This window comes from Pseudomonas sp. UF-293 (assembly GCF_058245595.1).
The window spans coordinates 85,114-101,101 of record NZ_JBSICA010000006.1; the positions used below are offsets into that span (position 1 = coordinate 85,114).

Sequence of the window (15,988 nt, forward strand, 5' to 3'; positions counted from 1 at the left end):
AAACCGCTATTGACTCAAGCTTCTAATTGACGAAATGCAGCGGAAGTCCGCCCCGGGGGGGCGGCACAGATGAAAGATCGGTCCCATCGGTGAAGGAAACTAACCCTGTACTCAGCGTTTGTTGAGCCCCCGCGCCAACCGATCCCCACCCAACTGAATCACCGCTACCAGCGCCACCAGCAAGACAATCACCGTCAACATGATCTGGCTATCGAAGCGCTGATAGCCGTACCGATAAGCGATATCCCCCAGCCCACCAGCGCCAATTGCCCCAGCCATGGCCGACGAATTGATCATTGTCACCAGGGTGATGGTGAACCCTCCGACAATCCCCGGCAGCGCCTCGGGCAGCAGCACATGCCAGACGATATGCCAACGCCGGCAACCCATGGCCTGCGCGGCTTCGATCAGGCCATGATCGACCTCGCGCAAACTGACTTCGGCGATCCGCGCGAAGAACGGCGTTGCCGCGATTGTCAGCGGCACCACAGCGGCCCACACGCCATAGGTAGTGCCGACGATCAGGCGGGTGAACGGAATCAGCGCGACCATCAGGATCAGGAACGGAATCGAGCGGAACAGATTGACGAAGGCGCCCAGCGCACGGTTCAACAGCGGTGCCTCATAGATCCCGCCCTTGTCGCTGGTGACCAGAATGACCGCCATGGGAATGCCCACCAGCAGCGCGATCAGCGACGACACGCCGACCATCAGGAAAGTGTCGATAAAACCCTGCAGCAAGCGATCAAACCACATAGCCCAATACCTCCACTCGTTGCGCCCATTGCCCGGCGCGTTCGCGCAATTGTTCGGCGCTGTACGCCGAGCCGCTGACGGCCAGCAACAGCTGCCCCAGCGCGTGACCCTGAATCCTTTCCACGCCGCCCTGAAGCAGCTTCACTTGGCCACCCAACGCCGCAAACAACGCGGCCAGATCTGGCTCATCAGCGGCACTGCCGGTGAACTGCAAACGCAACACCACCGCTGCATCAGACGCCGTGGATGCCGCCTGCAAACGGCTTTGCAATTCTTCCGGCAAGGCGTGTTGCAGCGGCGCGAGCAAGGTCTGGCTGACCTCGTGTTGCGGATTGCCGAACACTTGCCACACCGGCCCTTGCTCGACCACATGGCCATGCTCAAGCACGACGACGCGATCGCAGATCTCGCGGATCACTGCCATTTCGTGAGTGATCAGCACAATGGTCAGGCCGAGGCGTTTGTTGATCTCGCGCAACAGGCCGAGGATCGACTGCGTGGTCTCCGGATCCAGCGCCGATGTCGCTTCATCGCAGAGCAGAATGTCCGGGTCATGCACCAGCGCGCGGGCAATGCCGACACGCTGTTTCTGCCCGCCGGAGAGTTGCGCCGGGTAGGCCTTGTGCTTGCTCTGCAGGCCGACCAGTTCGAGCAGTTCGCGGACCTTGTTGTCGCGCTGCTCCTTCGGCACACCGGCGACTTTCAGTGGCAACTCGACGTTCTGCCAGACGGTCTTGGCCGACATCAGATTGAAGTGCTGGAAGATCATGCCGATACGCCGGCGCAGAGCGACGAGGCGGTCTTCATCGAACTCGCCGATATTGACCTGATCGATCAGCACCCGCCCCGACGTTGGCTGCTCCAGGCGATTGATCGTGCGGATCAGCGACGACTTGCCAGCGCCGCTGCGGCCGATGATGCCGAACACTTCGCCGCGCTGAATCGCCAGGTCGATGCCCTGCAAGGCGGCGACCGGACCTTGTCGGCCGTTGTAGGTTTTGCCCACGCCGATAAAGCGTACGTGGGCGCGATTCAACTCGGGGTGCAGCTCGGTTTTTTCAGCATTGTGTGGCTCTGGAAGCTCCAGTCGCCGTTGGATCGCGGCAGTCATGTTCAGCTTTCCCAACCGGCCTGATAGAGCTTGCCGTGGGCCTTGTCCAGCGCCGCGCGGACGGCTGGCGAATGCTGATAGATGTCGACGAACTTGATCAGGCGCGGGTCGGCTTTGCTCTTCGGCTGGATGACGAACTGGATAACGTATTCCTTGTGATCGAGACCGTCGAACAGCAGCGCCGAGCCGGCATCGAAGGTCTTCGCCAAGCGGATATAGGCTGGATAACCCTGGACCAGATCGGCGTCGTCATACGCGCGCACCAGTTGCACGGCTTCGACCTGAAGGATCCTGATCTTCTTCGGATTGGCGACGATGTCGTCCTCGGTGGCCTTGTAGCCGACGCCCGGTTTCAGGGTGATCAACCCGGCCTTGGCGAGCAATTGCAAACCACGTCCGCTGTTGATCGGGTCATTGGCGATGGCCACGCTGGCGCCTTCCGGCAGCTCATCGAAGCTTTTGTATTTCTTCGAATACAGGCCGACGTTGTTGATGATCCCCGGTGCGAACGGCACCAGATCGAAACCGGACGCGGCCTTGGCATTTTCCAGAAACGGAATGTGCTGGAAGTAATTCACATCGATGTCGCCAGCAGCGAGGCTGACGTTGGGGGCGATCCAGTCGGTGAACTCCACCAGCTCGACTTTCAGGCCTTGTTTGGAGGCTTCCTCGACGGCGGCTTCCAGGGGAATGGCGAAGGCGGCGGTGGTGCCGATTTTCAGCGGCGCATCGGCAGCGAATACCGCCGGGCTGAACAGGCCGAAGGCCAGGGCCAGTGCTTTGACTGGGTGGGTCAGGATTTTTTTGGTCATGGTGGTTTTTCCAGTCAGTGCATGAATTTTGCTGTCGGGGAGGGCCTCTTCGCGAGCAGGCTCGCTCCCACAGGGGTATACATTTCAAATGTGGGAGCGAGCCTGCTCGCGAAGCTTCTGATGCCTGTACGAAGATCCGCTGTGTTGTTCAGGCAGCTGCGCCTCACCGTGAAACAACTTCTCGCGCAAGGTGCCGCTGTCATACGCGGTCTTGTACGAGCCGCGCCGCTGCAACTCGGGAATCACCAGTTCGATGAAATCGACATAGCTTTCCGGGGTGACGATGCGCGTGAGGTTGAAGCCGTCCAGACCGGTTTCGGCGATCCACGATTCCAGCTCATCTGCGACTTTTTCAGGCGAACCGATCACCGTGATGTAGCGGCCACCGAGGGCGTGCTGGTCGAGCAATTTGCGCCGGGTCCAGTCGTTGTTCTGCAGGTTTTTCGTCGCCGATTGAATGGCGTTGCTCTTCACGTACTGGATCGGCTCATCGATTTCGTATTGGGCAAAGTCGATGCCGGTGGAGGCGGAAAAATGCGCCACGCCGGCCTCGGCGCTGGCGTAACTCAGGTACTCGGCATGCTTGGCCCACGCCGCTTCTTCGGTGGCGCCGACGATTACATTGAGGCCCATGAACACTTTGATGTCTTGAGGATTGCGCCCGGATTCGACGGCACTGGCGCGGACCTTGTCGACCTGCAATTTGGTCGACGGCTTGTTCTGGCCGCTGATGAATACGCACTCGGCGTGACGCCCGGCAAACAGCAAGCCGCGATCGGAGCTGCCGGCCTGGAACAATACCGGCGTGCGCTGCGGGGACGGCTCGCAGAGGTGATAACCCTCGACCTGATAGAACTCGCCCTTGTGCTCGACCTTGTGCACTTTTTCCGGGTTGGCGTAGATACGCTCCTCGCGGTCGTTGAGCACCGCGCCGTTCTCCCAGCTGCCTTCCCAAAGCTTGTACAACACCTGCAGATATTCTTCGGCCTGGTCGTAGCGCCGGTCATGTTCGACCTGTTCGCGCAGGCCCATGGCTTTGGCGGCGCTGTCCAGATAACCGGTGACGATGTTCCAGCCAACGCGGCCGCGACTCAGATGATCGAGCGTCGACATGCGTCGGGCAAACAGATACGGCGGCTCGTAAGTGAGATTGGCGGTGAGGCCGAAGCCGAGGTTCTTGGTGACGGCGGCCATCGCTGAAACCAGCAGCAGCGGATCGTTGACCGGCAACTGGATCGACTCTTTCAGCGTGACGTCCACCGAGTTCTGGTAGACGTCGTAGACGCCGACGATATCAGCGATGAACAAGCCATCGAACAGACCGCGTTCAAGTAACTGCGCCAGTTCGGTCCAGTACTCGATCGTGTTGTAGCGGGTCGAGGTGTCGCGCGGATGCGTCCACAGGCCGTGATTGATATGGCCGATGCAGTTCATGTTGAACGCGTTGAGCAAAATCTTCTTTTTCGCAGCAGTCATCAGATCGTCCCTCGCAGCGGAGGGTTCTCATCGTTGAGGTAATAATTGCCTACTGCGTGATACTTCCAGCGCACCGGGTCGTGCAGGGTGTGCACGCGAGCGTTGCGCCAGTGGCGGTCGAGGCCGTGTTCACTCAGCGTCGCCTGGCTGCCGGCCAGTTCGAACAAGGTGCTGCCGGCGGCGAGGGAAATTTCCGTACTGATCGCCCGCGCTTCGGCAACTGCAATCGAGGCGGCGGCGACGGTTTCGGCGTTGGTTTCCGCTTGCGCGGCATCGAGGATTTCGCCGGCACGTTCCAGCAAGGCTTCGGTGGCGTGCAGCCGGATGCTCAAATGGCCGAAGCTCTTCAGCGTCAGCGGATCTTCGGTGGCCTTGTCGTTGCCGGAATCGATCCACGGGCGGGTCTTGCTGCGCACGAAATGCAAGGCATCTTCGTAAGCGGCGCGGGCGATGCCGGTGTCGATGGCGGCGTGGAGAATCTGCGCCAGCGGGCCGACCGTGGTCGGGCGTTCGAAAGCGCTCTGGAACTGCAGCACATCTTCGGCCGCTACATGCACATCTTCGAACACCACCGAGCCGCTGCCGGTGGTGCGCTGGCCGAAGCCGCTCCAGTCGTCGATCACCGCCAGGCCTTTGCTCTCACGCGGGACGAAGGCCAGTTGCTGCACGCCGTTTTCATCGACCACTGACGTCGGAATGCGCTGCGCGTAAATCGCCCCGGTCGAGTAAAACTTGCGCCCGTTGATGCGATAGCCAGCGCCGTCGCGTTTGAGACTGGTGACGCGGTCATGAGCGGTTCTGGTGCCCAGTTCCGCCAGCGCATTGCCGAAGCGCTGGCCGGCGAGGACCTCGGCGTACAGGCGCTGTTTCTGTTCGTCGCTGCCATTCACACGCAGCACTTCCAGTGCGTAGAAATGGTTCTGCGGAATCTGCCCGAGTGAACCGTCGGCCTGAGCGATGAGCGCGATGACTTTGGCCAGGGTGACGTTGGATACGCCCGCGCCGCCGTATTTTTTTGGCACGCTGATGCCCCACAGGCCGGAGCGGGAAAACACTTCGAGCTCGGCCAATGGCAGGCGGCGTTCGCGGTCGCGCAGGGCGCTGTCGCGTTTGAAATCTTCGGCCAGGTCGCTGGCGACGATCAGGGCTTGCTCATCGCTGGTGATGAGCGCGACGTGATGGGAAAGCGTCATAGGGGGTTCTCCAGATGACTGGTCGTCTCAGATCCAGGAATGGCGAGCCGGCAAAGTGCCGTTCAGGCGATAGGCGCCGACCGCGTGATATTTCCAGCGCACCGGGTCGTGCAGGGTGTGCACGCGGGCGTTGCGCCAGTGGCGGTCGAGATTGAATTCGGCGAGGGTCGCGCGGCTGCCGGCGAGTTCGAAGAGCTTTTCGCTGGCCAGCAGCGAAACCTCGGTGGTCAGCACTTTCGCTTCGGCCACGGCGATCGAAGCGCGTGCGGCGGATTCGGCAGTCAGCGGCGCGGCGTGGACTTCATCGAGTACTTGGCCGGCCTTGCGCAGCAGCGCTTCGGCGGCGTGCAGTTCGATTTTCAGTTTGCCGATATCGGCGATCACGTAGAGGTCATCGCTGGCGCGCTCGACCTTGGCGTCGATCCATGGCCGCGCGCGGGTTTTGACGAAGTCGATGGCGTCGTCGATAGCACCACGGGCGATGCCAGCGTCGATCGCCGCCTGTATCAGCTGCGACACTGCGCCCTGGGTGTTCGGCTTATCGTTGATCTTCCAGTTGTCGATGACCAGGCTCGACTCGACGCGCACGTTGTTCAGCAGGATCGTGCCGCTGGCGGTGGTGCGCTGGCCGAAGCCCGACCAGTCATCGACGATGCGCAGACCCGGCGTCCCACGACGGACGAAGGCCAGTACTTGCCTGCCATCATCATTGAGCGCTTTCACCGCGACCCAATGCGCAAACAGCGCGCCGGTGGAGTAGAACTTCTCGCCGTTGATCACGAAATCGGCGCCGTCGGCGCTGATTCGCGCCTTCAGTTCCAGGGTGTTTTTGGTGCCGCGTTCCGGGCCGGCGTTACCGATGCGCCAGCCTTCCAGAACACTCTGGAACAACTGCTTTTTCTGCGCTTCGGTGGCGCTGCCGAGCACAAGATTGATGATGCCGAACTGGTTCTGCGGAATCTGCCCGAGCGCCGGGTCGGCGGCGGAAATGATCGCAAAGACTTCAGCCAGCGTGACGAAGGAAACCTGCGGGCCACCGTACTCACGCGGGATGGCAATGCTGCCGAGGCCGCTGCGGGTGAACTGTTCGATTTCCGACCATGGCAGCTTGCGTTGGCGGTCGCGTTTGGCCGCCTGCACCCGGGCGACTTGCGCCAGATCCTGAGCGGCCTTGATGGCTTGAGCATCGTTGCGCAAGACTTGCGCGGGCAACAACAGCGGGGCGATGTCCAGGTCGGACTGCACGTTTGCATCTGCAAGACTGGACATCAGTGCCGCTCCCTGGCTGCACGCAATGCCCTGGCGATCTGCACTGGGGTGATTGTGTTCCGGACCATACCTACCTCACATTTCATGAAAAACGCCGCGAAGTGCGACGATTGAAAGAATGTCCGGTGGTCCGGTGCATATACCCTAAGCGTGTATAAAAATTAAATAAACTAACTTTTAGGAATATGCATAGAAGGGGGATGTTCGCGTTGGGCGGCGCCTTGCAGGTGAGAGGGAGCGCACCCTCTCACCCCTGAGCACGGCTCACTGGGTACGTGATTCGGCGGCCTTGAATTCGGGCTTCGAGGGGACTTTCACATACGGATTCACGCAACCGATTTTCAACGTGCGCGGCGGTGCCCAGCGCGAGTTATTGCCGACCCGGTCGAGGATGCAATACGTCACGTCCAGCCGCAGATCCTCGCCTGCTTCGACGATGACTGCCGGTGGTATCCAGACCTGAATCGGCAGGCCGACATCCGCTGCCGTGACTGGCGCCAGATCCATGCGCACATCACCCCAGCGCAGGGTGATGGCGTCGTCTTCGGCCATGTTCAGGTAGGGCTCGATAGTCAGCGGCACGCCGCGTTTGATCTGGTTGGGATTTACACCCTGACGGCGAATCGTTTCAGGGATGATCACCGGTGCCAGTTGCTGATTTTCGTCTTCGCACTGCCCGGTGGGCTGGCCACCTGGGCAATCGAGTTTGACCTGCACTCGGGTGGCTGCCGATAACGCCGGACCTTGGCCGACCTGCATCACGCGGTAGTGAATACGCGCGGTGCCATTGGTGATGAAACTCTCCGGCACCCGCAGGCTGACGGACTCGCCGACATCGGTGGCGCCGAGGACTTTTGAAGCGACATAACACTTGTTCCAGAACAGCTCGATCAGGTCACCATCGTCCATGCCAAGGTAGGGCGGCACATCGACCAGCAGGTGAGCGGCTGTCGCCAGGTTGACGCCGGTTCTTTGTGCGCATGCCAGCGTTGGCGCTGCAAGTTCGGGGGTGTGCGAAGTGCGGGTCATCGGTTTCTCTCCTTGAAGTCTTGCAGCGAAATCCGTTTCTGGAAAACAAAGGCGCGAATCAACTGGCAATAGAAGCGACGAGTATTTGCTCAGTATTAGTTAGTTTTTTTGAACTAAGTGGCGCCGGTTGTCGACTAGATAAAAGTCTGCGGAGAGGAGTGTCAATAGAAGAGGTTAGTTAATCCATGAATTACAAGTTAATCAGAAACTTCCTACGTCGTTGAGGCATTAAGACTAAGTTATGTAGTAAGTTCGGCTACAGAAAAACGCCGATTTCGCTGCGTTTTTTGCGTGTTTGTGCGCGGGCAGAGGTATGCGGATGTGACGATTCCAGAATGAGAGCAACCATTGCGCAATGTTTATCTTCACACTTGAGTAATAAATAATTGAAAGATTTAACTGCCGCGAAGACGCAACTTCCGTCCGTGGAAGTTGGCGGGGATTGCGGAAATCGTTCTCAGGCGTGATTCAGAAACTTGCTGAGAAACTGTTGGGTGCGTTCTTCTTTCGGATTGGCAAACAGTGCCTTGGCTTCACCCTGTTCGACAATTACGCCCTTGTCGAAAAACACCACGCGATTGGCCACGTCACGGGCAAAACCCATTTCGTGGGTGACAATCACCATGGTGCGATTTTCTTCGGCAAGACCGCGAATGGTCGCCAGCACTTCGCCGACCAGTTCCGGGTCGAGAGCGGAGGTCGGTTCGTCGAACAGAATCACTTCCGGCTCCATCGCCAGCGCCCGGGCGATCGCCACGCGCTGTTGCTGACCACCGGAGAGACGACGTGGATACGCGTCCTCCTTGCCGGCAAGCCCCACTTTGGTCAGCAGCTTTTTGCCCAGGGCAATCGCTTGTTCGCGCGGCATCTTCTTGACCACGATCGGGCCTTCGATGACGTTTTCCAAGGCGGTGCGATGGGGGAACAGGTTGAAGTTCTGGAACACGAAGCCGACGTGCTGGCGCAGGTTGCGCACCAGACTCTGCTGCTGGTTCAGCGGGCGGCTGGTATCGATTTCGATATCGCCGACCTTGATCCGGCCGCTGGTGGGTTCTTCAAGGAAATTCAGGCAGCGCAGGAACGTCGTTTTCCCCGAGCCGCTGGGGCCGATGATCGCGACGACTTCGCCTTCCTTTACCTCAAGGTCGATGCCGTTGAGCACGACCTGACTCTTGAATTGCTTGGTCAGTTTTTCCACGACAATCATCGCGTCAGGACTCCTGGTCGTGCCGATTGACCCGCTCTTCCAACTTGTTCTGCAAGTGCGAAAGCACCGTGGCCAGAATCCAGTAGATCAGTGCGGCGGCAAGATACATGGTGAAGACTTCGAAAGTCCGGGCGGTAATCAGCTGCGCCTGACGGAACAGCTCCGGTACCTGAATGGTCGCAGCGAGGGCGGTGTCCTTGACCAGCGAAATGAAGCTGTTGCCCAGCGGCGGCAATGCCGTGCGCATCGCTTGCGGCAGGATCGCCCGGCGCAGGGTCTGCGCGCGGGTCATGCCGATACTCGCAGCAGCCTCCCACTGACCGCGCTCGATCGAACCGATCGCGGCACGGAGGATTTCACAGGCGTAGGCGGCCATGTTCAGCGAAAAGCCGATCAGTGCTGCCGGTAGCGGATCAAGCTCCATGCCCAGTTGCGGCAAGCCGTAATAGATCACGAACAGCTGCACCAGCAACGGCGTGCCGCGAAAGAACGACACGTAGATGCGTGCCAGCCAACTGACCGATTTGAAGCGCGACAGGCGCATCAGCGCGAGGCCGAAGCCCAGCAGCAGACCGAAAAACATCCCGCCGAGGCTGAGGACTACCGTGTAGTACGCGCCCTTCAACAGAAAGGGCGCGGAATCCAGCGCGAGTTGGAAAGCCTCTTCCATTATTTGGTGACGTCTGCGTTGAAGTATTTCTTCGACAGTTTCTCAAGAGTGCCGTCGGCACGCAGTTCGTCGAGCGCCTTGTTCACCGCAGCCAGCAGTTCAGGCTCGCCTTTGCGCAGGGCGATACCGGATTCCTGACGCGAGAAGGCCTCACCGGCGGCCACGGTTTTCGGGGCTTTCTTGGCGTATTCGAGGGCAGCCAGACGGTCGATCAGGATGGCATCGGTACGACCATTGTTGAGGTCGGCAAACTTGGTCGGATCATCATCGTAGGTGCGCACGTCAGCACCCGGCACGTTGGCGCGAACCCACTGCTCGTAGTTGGTGCCCAGGCCGACACCGACTTTCTTGCCGGACAGGTCAGCGGCAGTCTTGATATTCAGGGCCGACTCTTTGCTTTTCAGCACGAGGGCCTGGATGCCGGAGACGGTATAGGGTTCGGAGAAGTCATACTTCTTCTTGCGCTCGTCGGAGATGGTCACTTGATTGACCACCAGGTCCAGACGCTTGGATTCCAGGGCTGCGAGGATACCGTCCCACTTTGTTGGCTGGATCTTTGCCTTGACGCCGAGCTTCTGCGCCAGCGCTTCGGACAGCTCGACTTCAAAACCCGACAGCTTGCCGTTCTCGTCGACGTAGCTGAACGGTGGGTAAGTGCCTTCCAGGCCGACGTTGAGAACGCCTTTGTCCTTGATCTGTTGCAGCTGCTCACCGGCCACTGCCTGACCGATCAGGCCGGCGCTCAGCGCAAGACCCAGCGAACCGACCAGCAGAGTGCGACGTAGTGCGGAAAAATTCATGACAAGCCCCTGTGTTTTCTTATGGAAGACGCTTAAGGAATGTAGGCAAATTGGTGATTTGAACGACAGCGCTATCCTGCCTTAAAGCAGCGTAAGCGTCTCGCCCGAAATTCGCCTGCGGCGAGACTATAAGATGTCTTTTTTAGACTTGAAAATACCTAATATGGAATCTTTTATTCATTTAAGGAATATCAGCGAATTCTTAAAAGATCGCAGCCTTCGGCAGCTCCTACAGGTGATCTCATGTTGGAGCTGCCGAAGCTGCGATCTCTTGGATCTGCTCTTATAGAAAATCCTTGTAGGCAAACAACGCCGGCGCGCCACCGGTGTGCAGGAAGATGATCGGACCGTCATCGAAGCGCTGCCGGCCAATCCCGTCGAGCAGACCGGCCATGGCCTTGCCGGTATAGACCGGGTCAAGCAACAGACCTTCCTGACCCGCCAACAGTTTCACCGCCGCCAGCGTGCCGGCATTCGGCTCGCCATAACGCGGGCCGAAATATTCGTCCCACAGCTCGACCTTGAAGCTGGTCGGCAACTCGACACCCAGCAGCTCAGCGGTGCGCTCGGCCAAACCCTGAACCTTCGGCCGCTGATCTTCGTCACTGCGCGAAACGGTCACGCCGATCACCGGCAGTTGCGGCAGCGCCTCACTCAGTGCCAGCCCCAAACCACTGTGAGTCCCGGCACTGCCCGACGCCAGCACCACAGCGGCGAAATCGAGGCCGCTGTCCTTGATCTGCTCAGCCAGCTCCAGCCCGGCGCGCACGTAGCCTAAGGCACCGAGCGCGTTGGAGCCGCCAATCGGCACCAGATACGGTTTTTTGCCGTTGCTGCGCAGGCGCACGGCGAGGGCGGCCAGTTGTTCGTCGGCATTGTCGAGGTTATCGACCAGCTCGACCCTGGTGTCGAACAGATCCAGCAGCAAGCGGTTGCCGTTGCCGGTGTAATTGCCGTCATCAGTGCCCAGCGGATTTTCCAGCAGCGCCACACAGCCCAGGCCGAGTTTCGCGGCCAGCGCGGCGGTCTGGCGCACGTGGTTCGATTGCAACGCCCCTGCCGTGATCAGCGTGTCAGCGCCTTGCGCGAGCGCGTCGGCGGCGAGGTATTCGAGTTTGCGCAGCTTGTTGCCGCCCATCGCCAGCGGCGTCAGGTCATCGCGCTTGATGTACACCTCGCGACCAAGCCAGGCGGACAAGCGTTCGAGTTTTTCCAGCGGCGTGGGATGGCTCAGCAGTTCGAGACGGGAAAAGCGTTGCAGCTGTTGTTTGATCATGAGTCCGTACTGGCGCAGAAGAATGAAAGGACTATAGGCACGCGCTTTTGCTCGGGCAACCGCCAATCGCTTATAGCCAAATGAACTGACGCCAGCACTATCGGTTCTTAATTCGTCGGCAAAGGCATGCCGTAAAGTAGGCGCCGTTGACGCGGCCAGACAGTCCGGCCGCCCGTTAGGAGTCTTTACCGTGAGCGAGCGTTCCAGCCATTGGCAATTGCAGACCATCGTCAGCCAGCTGCGCAGCGCGCGGGATCAGTGGCGTGCACAGAATGGTCGGGCTTCAGGGGAGCAGGGCGGGCGCGAATTGCCATCGCGAGCGGCGATGGCGGAAATCCTCGAGGCGCTGTGTGGCGCGCTGTTCCCGATGCGCCTCGGGCCGGTCGATCTGCGTGAAGAAAGTGAAGATTTCTACGTCGGCCACACGCTTGATGTAGCGCTCAATGCATTGCTGGCGCAGACACGCCTGGAGCTGCGTTACGTCGCTCGCCACAGCGCGCAGGACGACAGTGAAGTCGAGACCCGCGCCATCCAGATCGTGCAGGATTTCGCTTTGGCCTTGCCGGGGCTGCGCACGCTGCTCGACACCGATGTGCTGGCGGCCTATCACGGCGACCCGGCGGCACGCAGCGTCGATGAAGTGCTGCTCTGCTATCCGGGCATTCTCGCGGTGATTCACCATCGCCTGGCGCACCATTTATACCGTGCCGGGCTGCCGCTGCTGGCGCGGATCAGCGCGGAAATCGCGCATTCGGCGACGGGCATCGATATCCACCCCGGCGCGCAGATCGGCCGCAGCTTCTTCATCGATCACGGCACCGGTGTAGTGATTGGCGAAACCGCGATCATTGGTGAGCGGGTGCGGATTTATCAGGCAGTGACCCTGGGGGCCAAGCGTTTCCCGGCGGATGAGGACGGCCAGTTGCAGAAGGGGCATCCGCGTCATCCCATCGTTGAGGATGACGTAGTGATCTATGCCGGGGCGACGATTCTCGGACGGATCACCATCGGCAAGGGTTCGACCATTGGCGGCAACGTGTGGCTGACGCGCAGTGTGCCGGCGGGGGCGAATCTGACCCAGGCGAATCTGCAGCATGATGACGGGACGCAGAAGTAAGTCTGGTCGAGACTTCAACATCGCCGACCTGTAGGAGCTGACGAGTGAAACGAGGCTGCGATCTTTTGATCTTTGCTTTTTAAACATCAAGATCAAAAGATCGTCCGAACGCGGCCCGAGCCTTCGGCAGCTCCTACAGGAGTGAGCCATGAGGGTATTGCACTTTTGAACGAATGCCTTCAATCCCGCGTCATACACCTCCTCGGGCGCTGTAGGAAACCTACCGCCCAGCCCTGCGATTAGTCCTTACCACCGCATTCATGTTTAACTTGAACGTTCATTCAAGTTAAACCGGTGGTTCGCTGCCCGCTCACAACAGGAGGCTAGCCTTTGCTGAGTCCGATCATTTCAGCCACGTTTCAACCCCTCGAGGTGCACGTTCCATGAGTGCATCGTCTACCCCCGCCAGCGGTCTGGTGCGCATGAATCCGCCGGTGTTCTATTTCGCCGCGACGGTCATTCTGCTGTTTGGTCTCGTTGTCATTGCCATGCCGGAGCAGGCCGGTGCCTGGTTGCTGGAAGCGCAAAACTGGGCGGCCAATACGGTCGGCTGGTACTACATGCTCGCGATGACCCTGTATCTGGTCTTCGTGGTGGTCACCGCCTTATCCGGCTACGGCAAGATAAAACTCGGTGCCGACCACGACGAGCCCGAATTCAGTTACCTGTCCTGGGCCGGCATGCTGTTCGCCGCCGGGATCAGCATCACGCTGTTCTTCTTCTGCGTTTCCGAACCGCTGACGCACATGCTGCAGCCGCCGCAGGGCGAGGCTGGTACCGCCGATGCGGCGCGTCAGGCGATGCAGGTTCTGTTTCTGCACTGGGGCCTGCATGGATGGGGCGTGTTCGCCTTTGTCGGCATGGCGCTGGCCTATTTCGCCTATCGACACAACCTGCCGCTGGCCCTGCGCTCGGCGTTGTATCCGCTGATCGGCAAACGCATCAACGGCCCGATCGGCTACGCGGTGGACGGCTTCGGCATTATCGCCACGGTGTTCGGCCTCGGTGCGGACATGGGCTTCGGTGTGCTGCACCTCAACTCGGGCCTGGATTATCTTTTCGGCATCGCCCACACCCAGTGGATCCAGGTCGGCCTGATCACGCTGATGATGGGGGCTGCGATCATCGTTGCGGTCTCCGGCGTCGATAAAGGCGTACGGGTGATGTCGGATATCAACATGCTGTTGGCCTGCGGGCTGCTGCTGTTCGTGCTGTTCGCCGGACCGACGCAACACCTGCTCAACACCCTGATCCAGAACGTCGGCGACTACCTCGGTGCTCTGCCGATGAAGAGTTTCGACCTCTACGCCTACGATAAACCGAGCGACTGGCTGGGTGGCTGGACCGTGTTCTACTGGGCCTGGTGGATCGCCTGGTCGCCGTTCGTGGGCCTGTTCATCGCGCGCATCTCCCGTGGTCGCACCATCCGTGAATTCGTCTTCGGCGTGCTGTTGATTCCGCTCGGTTTCACCCTGGCGTGGATGTCGATCTTCGGCAACAGCGCCTTGGACCAGGTGCTCAATCACGGCATGAGCGCGTTGGGCATGTCGGCCATCGACAATCCGTCGATGAGTATCTACCTGCTGCTCGAAACCTACCCGTGGAGCAAGACTGTTATCGCTGTGACGGTGTTCATCAGCTTCGTGTTCTTCGTCACTTCCGCCGACTCCGGCACCGTCGTACTCTCGACCCTGTCGGCCAAGGGCGGCAACCCGGATGAAGACGGGCCGAAATGGCTGCGGGTGTTCTGGGGCGCGATGACCGCGCTGGTCACCAGTGCGCTGCTCTTCTCCGGCAGCATCGATGCGCTGAAGTCGGCGGTGGTGCTGACCTCGTTGCCGTTCTCGTTGATTCTCTTGCTGATGATGTGGGGGCTGCACAAGGCGTTCTATCTGGAGTCGCAAAAGCAGATCGCGCAGTTGCATTCGTTGGCGCCGGTCTCCGGTTCAAGGCGTGGCACCGGCGGTTGGCGCCAGCGCCTGAGTCAGGCCGTGCACTTCCCGTCCCGCGACGAGGTGTACCGCTTCATGGAAAGCACGGTGCGTCCGGCGATCGAGGAAGTGACCGCCGTGTTCGTCGAAAAAGGCCTGCACGTGGTCACCCAGCCAGATCCGGCGCATGACAACGTCAGCCTGGAAATCGGTCATGGCGAGCAGCATCCGTTCATCTATCAGGTACAGATGCGCGGCTACTTCACGCCATCGTTCGCGCGCGGCGGCATGGGCTCCAAGCAACTCAACAATCGCCGCTACTACCGCGCCGAAGTGCATTTGAGCGAGGGCAGTCAGGACTACGATCTGGTCGGCTACACCAAAGAGCAGATCATCAACGACATCCTCGACCAGTACGAACGGCACATGCAGTTTCTGCATCTGGTGCGTTGATCGACGGCTGAGTGCCGGGTCTGCTCAGGACTCGGCGCTCAGCAGCATGAACAACACCTTTGCCCCGCCTGCACGCCGAATATCGCACTGCCAATGGGCCCCGCCGTTGATCCGTCCCTCTGTGATGATCCCGAAACAGACTATTATTTATCCAGGTGTGTATGGTGTGTATCGATGCGCGCTTTATCCCCTAGAGTTGCAGCTCTTGCTGTAGAAAAGGGCGAAGGACATGCGCAGTCGGGAAATGATCAGGATGATCGAGAACGATGGTTGGTACCTGGTTGCGGTAAAAGGCAGTCATCACCAGTACAAGCATTCGTTCAAACAGGGAAGGGTGACAATCAAGCACCCTGATTCGGATCTGCCCAAGGGTACGATCAACAGCATTTTGAAACAGGCGGGATTGAAATGAGGCCCGTATACGAAGACGAAATGCCCATCATGAACTTGCCAGAGGAAGGGTTCACCTTTATGAAATTCCCTGTCGTTCTGCACAAGGATGCCGACTCGGACTATGGCGTGATCATTCCGGACGTACCGGGGTGTTATTCCGCAGGCGCCACGGTAGCCGAAGCTTTCGAAAACACGCAGGAAGCGCTGGCGCTGCACTACGAGGGGCTGGTCGCCGATGGCGCGCCACTGCCGCAGGTGCGCGACATTGATGCTCATCTTGATAACCCGGATTACGCGGGCGGTATCTGGGGCGTGGTCGACTTTGACATCACGCCTTACTTCGGCAAATCAGTGCGCTTCAATGCCACATTGCCCGAGCAGTTGCTGGAGCGTATTGACCAGACTGTCCGGCGAGACCGGCGCTACCGTTCCCGCTCCGGATTTCTGGCGGCGGCTGCGCTACGTGAATTGTCGGTATGACAGAAATTCTGTGGG

At 59.7% G+C, this 15,988-nt stretch carries 15 protein-coding genes; 4 read left to right on the top strand and 11 right to left on the bottom strand.

Annotated elements, in window-relative coordinates; translation table 11 throughout:
- Nucleotides 1-111: 111 nt before the first annotated feature.
- The 11 genes from AC4IHP_RS09320 to AC4IHP_RS09370 all read right to left on the bottom strand — a co-directional run bounded on the left by AC4IHP_RS09320 (nucleotide 112) and on the right by AC4IHP_RS09370 (nucleotide 11,599).
- Complete coding sequence (locus tag AC4IHP_RS09320) at nucleotides 112-756, bottom strand: methionine ABC transporter permease (protein ID WP_039756400.1); 645 nt, start codon at nucleotides 754-756, stop codon at nucleotides 112-114.
- Entirely contained in the window at nucleotides 746-1,867 is a 1,122-nt protein-coding gene (locus AC4IHP_RS09325) for a methionine ABC transporter ATP-binding protein (RefSeq protein WP_490831545.1), read from the bottom strand. Before AC4IHP_RS09325 ends, AC4IHP_RS09320 begins: the two co-directional genes overlap by 11 nt.
- Nucleotides 1,868-1,869: 2 nt before the next feature.
- On the bottom strand, nucleotides 1,870-2,679 hold the full coding sequence (locus AC4IHP_RS09330) for a MetQ/NlpA family ABC transporter substrate-binding protein (RefSeq protein WP_490831546.1): 810 nt from the start codon (nucleotides 2,677-2,679) through the stop codon (nucleotides 1,870-1,872).
- 84 nt (nucleotides 2,680-2,763) lie between these two features.
- The gene (locus AC4IHP_RS09335; protein ID WP_490831547.1) at nucleotides 2,764-4,155 is read right to left on the bottom strand and encodes an LLM class flavin-dependent oxidoreductase; all 1,392 of its coding nucleotides are present in this window, start codon (nucleotides 4,153-4,155) and stop codon (nucleotides 2,764-2,766) included.
- Complete coding sequence (locus AC4IHP_RS09340) at nucleotides 4,155-5,348, bottom strand: SfnB family sulfur acquisition oxidoreductase (RefSeq protein ID WP_490831548.1); 1,194 nt, start codon at nucleotides 5,346-5,348, stop codon at nucleotides 4,155-4,157. Before AC4IHP_RS09340 ends, AC4IHP_RS09335 begins: the two co-directional genes overlap by 1 nt.
- 27 nt (nucleotides 5,349-5,375) lie before the next feature.
- Nucleotides 5,376-6,617, bottom strand: coding sequence for an SfnB family sulfur acquisition oxidoreductase (locus AC4IHP_RS09345; protein ID WP_460122857.1), 1,242 nt, complete (start codon nucleotides 6,615-6,617; stop codon nucleotides 5,376-5,378).
- A 264-nt stretch (nucleotides 6,618-6,881) separates the two neighbouring features.
- On the bottom strand, nucleotides 6,882-7,646 hold the full coding sequence (locus AC4IHP_RS09350; RefSeq protein ID WP_490831549.1) for a hypothetical protein: 765 nt from the start codon (nucleotides 7,644-7,646) through the stop codon (nucleotides 6,882-6,884).
- A gap of 457 nt (nucleotides 7,647-8,103) precedes the next feature.
- Entirely contained in the window at nucleotides 8,104-8,853 is a 750-nt protein-coding gene (tcyN, locus tag AC4IHP_RS09355) for an L-cystine ABC transporter ATP-binding protein TcyN (RefSeq protein WP_460122863.1), read from the bottom strand.
- Between the two features lie 4 nt (nucleotides 8,854-8,857).
- Nucleotides 8,858-9,523, bottom strand: a complete 666-nt coding sequence (tcyL, locus tag AC4IHP_RS09360) for a cystine ABC transporter permease (RefSeq protein WP_016772200.1) — start codon at nucleotides 9,521-9,523, stop codon at nucleotides 8,858-8,860.
- Nucleotides 9,523-10,323 carry a cystine ABC transporter substrate-binding protein gene (tcyJ, locus tag AC4IHP_RS09365; RefSeq protein WP_016772199.1) on the bottom strand — a complete coding sequence of 267 codons (801 nt, stop codon included), beginning with the start codon at nucleotides 10,321-10,323 and terminating at the stop codon, nucleotides 9,523-9,525. Before tcyJ ends, tcyL begins: the two co-directional genes overlap by 1 nt.
- A 283-nt stretch (nucleotides 10,324-10,606) precedes the next feature.
- Nucleotides 10,607-11,599, bottom strand: a complete 993-nt coding sequence (locus AC4IHP_RS09370) for a D-cysteine desulfhydrase (RefSeq protein WP_490831550.1) — start codon at nucleotides 11,597-11,599, stop codon at nucleotides 10,607-10,609.
- A gap of 190 nt (nucleotides 11,600-11,789) precedes the next feature.
- Between AC4IHP_RS09370 and epsC the strand changes: the two genes are divergently transcribed.
- The 4 genes from epsC (at nucleotide 11,790) to AC4IHP_RS09390 (ending at nucleotide 15,973) form a co-directional block, all read left to right on the top strand.
- Complete coding sequence (epsC, locus tag AC4IHP_RS09375; protein ID WP_024011175.1) at nucleotides 11,790-12,716, top strand: serine O-acetyltransferase EpsC; 927 nt, start codon at nucleotides 11,790-11,792, stop codon at nucleotides 12,714-12,716.
- Nucleotides 12,717-13,138: 422 nt separating this feature from the next.
- Nucleotides 13,139-15,100: a choline transporter BetT gene (betT, locus tag AC4IHP_RS09380; protein ID WP_490831602.1), complete on the top strand. Its 1,962-nt coding sequence runs from the start codon at nucleotides 13,139-13,141 to the stop codon at nucleotides 15,098-15,100.
- A 229-nt stretch (nucleotides 15,101-15,329) separates the two neighbouring features.
- A complete protein-coding gene (locus AC4IHP_RS09385; RefSeq protein WP_460122868.1) occupies nucleotides 15,330-15,512 on the top strand; it encodes a type II toxin-antitoxin system HicA family toxin in 183 nt (60 codons plus the stop codon).
- A gap of 59 nt (nucleotides 15,513-15,571) precedes the next feature.
- Entirely contained in the window at nucleotides 15,572-15,973 is a 402-nt protein-coding gene (locus AC4IHP_RS09390; protein ID WP_039756416.1) for a type II toxin-antitoxin system HicB family antitoxin, read from the top strand.
- The last annotated feature ends 15 nt before the right edge of the window (nucleotides 15,974-15,988 follow it).

Bases quoted from the DNA above. Each gene is read 5' to 3' on its own strand.
- tcyN (WP_460122863.1), bottom strand. From the start codon at position 8,853: ATGATTGTCGTGGAAAAACTGACCAAGCAATTCAAGAGTCAGGTCGTG.
- AC4IHP_RS09350 (WP_490831549.1), bottom strand. From the start codon at position 7,646: ATGACCCGCACTTCGCACACCCCCGAACTTGCAGCGCCAACGCTGGCA.
- AC4IHP_RS09335 (WP_490831547.1), bottom strand. From the start codon at position 4,155: ATGACTGCTGCGAAAAAGAAGATTTTGCTCAACGCGTTCAACATGAAC.
- AC4IHP_RS09325 (WP_490831545.1), bottom strand. From the start codon at position 1,867: ATGACTGCCGCGATCCAACGGCGACTGGAGCTTCCAGAGCCACACAAT.
- AC4IHP_RS09370 (WP_490831550.1), bottom strand. From the start codon at position 11,599: ATGATCAAACAACAGCTGCAACGCTTTTCCCGTCTCGAACTGCTGAGC.
- tcyJ (WP_016772199.1), bottom strand. From the start codon at position 10,323: ATGAATTTTTCCGCACTACGTCGCACTCTGCTGGTCGGTTCGCTGGGT.
- AC4IHP_RS09340 (WP_490831548.1), bottom strand. From the start codon at position 5,348: ATGACGCTTTCCCATCACGTCGCGCTCATCACCAGCGATGAGCAAGCC.
- AC4IHP_RS09390 (WP_039756416.1), top strand. From the start codon at position 15,572: ATGAAATTCCCTGTCGTTCTGCACAAGGATGCCGACTCGGACTATGGC.
- betT (WP_490831602.1), top strand. From the start codon at position 13,139: ATGAATCCGCCGGTGTTCTATTTCGCCGCGACGGTCATTCTGCTGTTT.
- AC4IHP_RS09330 (WP_490831546.1), bottom strand. From the start codon at position 2,679: ATGACCAAAAAAATCCTGACCCACCCAGTCAAAGCACTGGCCCTGGCC.
- AC4IHP_RS09345 (WP_460122857.1), bottom strand. From the start codon at position 6,617: ATGTCCAGTCTTGCAGATGCAAACGTGCAGTCCGACCTGGACATCGCC.
- tcyL (WP_016772200.1), bottom strand. From the start codon at position 9,523: ATGGAAGAGGCTTTCCAACTCGCGCTGGATTCCGCGCCCTTTCTGTTG.
- AC4IHP_RS09320 (WP_039756400.1), bottom strand. From the start codon at position 756: ATGTGGTTTGATCGCTTGCTGCAGGGTTTTATCGACACTTTCCTGATG.
- AC4IHP_RS09385 (WP_460122868.1), top strand. From the start codon at position 15,330: ATGCGCAGTCGGGAAATGATCAGGATGATCGAGAACGATGGTTGGTAC.